This is a genomic window from Elusimicrobiota bacterium, from assembly GCA_040757695.1.
In the GTDB taxonomy this organism is placed as follows: Bacteria; Elusimicrobiota; UBA8919; order UBA8919; family UBA8919; genus JBFLWK01.
Genome location: JBFLWK010000179.1, coordinates 1 through 2,210, shown reverse-complemented (window position 1 = coordinate 2,210; position 2,210 = coordinate 1). Strand labels below are relative to the sequence as shown.

The window sequence follows — 2,210 nt, the reverse complement described above, 5'->3', positions numbered from 1 at the left end:
ATCAAGAAAATGATAAAAAGTCATTAATGGATGACTGTATAACATTCTGGGGCCCGAATATTTCATAATATCTTTTATTTTAAATCTCATATCCTCCCTGTAGCAATGGACACTGCATCTATTACCTGAGTTTCGTTTTTTGAGAAAATAAAAATGTAAAAAGCTATATCTAGCAACTTTTTGAAGGTAAAAATAGTGTAGTGTTAACTAAAAAGTAATTTGACACTTTACAAATACTATGTTATTATAATATAGTAGTGTTAGCAAGAAGGTGTCTAATATGAGCGAACATATTTATCAAAAAAGTATTAAAGGTAAAACTTATTATTATCTACAAAGTACCTGGCGTGAAAAAGTAGACCAGTCAAATAATGGTAAGCATAAAGGAACAGGACGCAGCCGGGTTCGCACCAAGTCAAAATATCTTGGAACAGAAGAGGATATAATAAAAAAATTAACAGAGAACCGAGAACCAATAGAGGCTCATTCATTAGAATTTGGTCTTGTGGGAGCGACCTATCAAACTGCATTAGATATAGGACTTGTGGATTTACTCAAAGAGCATATAAAAGGAGAACGTTTTGGAATAGAAAGATGGAAGTTCTTTTTATTAACAATAATTAACCGACTGCAGAACGCTACAAGTAAAGAAAGTATGGGAAAGTGGGTTGAGAAAACTATATTACCTCAGATAATAGATTTCGAGCCGAAAAAAATAAATAGCAAGAATTTTTGGACTGTAACAGAAGATATAATAAATGAAAGAGAACTTAAAAAGAAACGTCAGGAGAACCCGGAATTATTGGAAGAACTCTTTGCTGGAATAGAAGATGAGATATTTCAGAAAATAGAGGAGCAATTATTTATTAAAATATGTAAAGATTTTGAGGTAACCAGTGATGTATTACTGTATGATACGACTAATTTTTTTACATATATAGAAGAGCCAGCACGTTCAAAGCTTGCCCTTACAGGTCATAGTAAAGAAGGAAGACACAACAAGAAACTGATAGGACTTGCAATGTGTGTCGATAAAGAGTTTGGGATACCAATGTTTTATCGCATTTACCGTGGCAATAGTCATGATAGTAAAACTTTTTCAGGTATTATTGACAAAATGATAGAACAATTAAGTTTAGGATTTAAGCAGATAAAGGAAATGGTTTTAGTAATGGATAAAGGCAATAATAGCAAAGCAAATTTCAAGGCTTTGAAAGGAAAAATAAAATGGGTAGGAAGTCTTGTCTTGAGTCAATTCTCTGACCTTGATAATTTGCCTTTAAATAAATACGCTGACACGTGTGAGGGGTTTTTATATTATCGGTGTAAACGTGAAGTTATGGGCATAGAAAGCTCTCTGGTATTAACGTATAATAAAAAATTAGCTGCTAAACAGAACCATAGCCTTTCAAATGGAATAGAGAAATTAATAAAGAAAATACAGTTAACCTGGTCTGAATATAAAAGAAAAGTAAGAGAAGTTCCCAGTAAGATAAAAAATATACTAAAAGAAAGCCATTATGGTAATTTTCTTAATGTTAGCTGTCAGGCGGGTAAACCGGTATTTTCTTTAAATACTTCTATAATTGAAGAATATAGGAAAAGTTTTGGCAAAAATTTATTATTTTCCTGTGATGTGGCTGCAGAAACTTCATGGATTATTACGCAATACAAAGCTAAATCAAAAATTGAGGATGATTTTAAACTCATTAAAGCTCCGGACTTAATCCGGTGGAGACCTATTCGGCATTGGACTGATACTAAAATTAGAGCTTTTGGATTTTGCTGTATTATGGCACTTGTCCTTATTAAAATTATGCAACTAAAAGCAGCCAGGGCTGATATGGAGATGAGTGCTGCAGTATTAAAACAGGAGCTTTCAGATCTTCGCCAGACTATCATGATTTATGATGATAAAACAGCACATACTAAAATTACTCAGGCCAGTTCCATACAAAAAAGGTTATCGGAGGTTTTTAATCTTAACACAATAGAATCGCAGTTAACCATACACAAAATAACATAAATTTTCTTTTAAAATCAAGGATTTCTTAATCTTAATTATGATTAAAAACGAAACTCAGGTTTAATAGTTGATTTTTTTATCTAAATTCAACACTCCTTATATGTAATCCTTTATCGTTTTCCATATTATTTTCTACCGTAAGGGTACTACTTTTTATACATTATAATGTATTGCACAACTTATT

Annotated in this window: 1 protein-coding gene and 1 pseudogene; one reads left to right on the top strand and one right to left on the bottom strand. The window is 31.8% G+C overall.

Features of this window, described 5'->3' with window-relative positions; genetic code table 11:
• Positions 1-177, bottom strand: a pseudogene (locus AB1349_13845) (nitrous oxide-stimulated promoter family protein).
• 103 nt (positions 178-280) lie between these two features.
• On the opposite strand from AB1349_13845, the gene AB1349_13840 reads away from it, so the two are divergent.
• Positions 281-2,026: an IS1634 family transposase gene (locus tag AB1349_13840; protein ID MEW6558408.1), complete on the top strand. Its 1,746-nt coding sequence runs from the start codon at positions 281-283 to the stop codon at positions 2,024-2,026.
• The last annotated feature ends 184 nt before the right edge of the window (positions 2,027-2,210 follow it).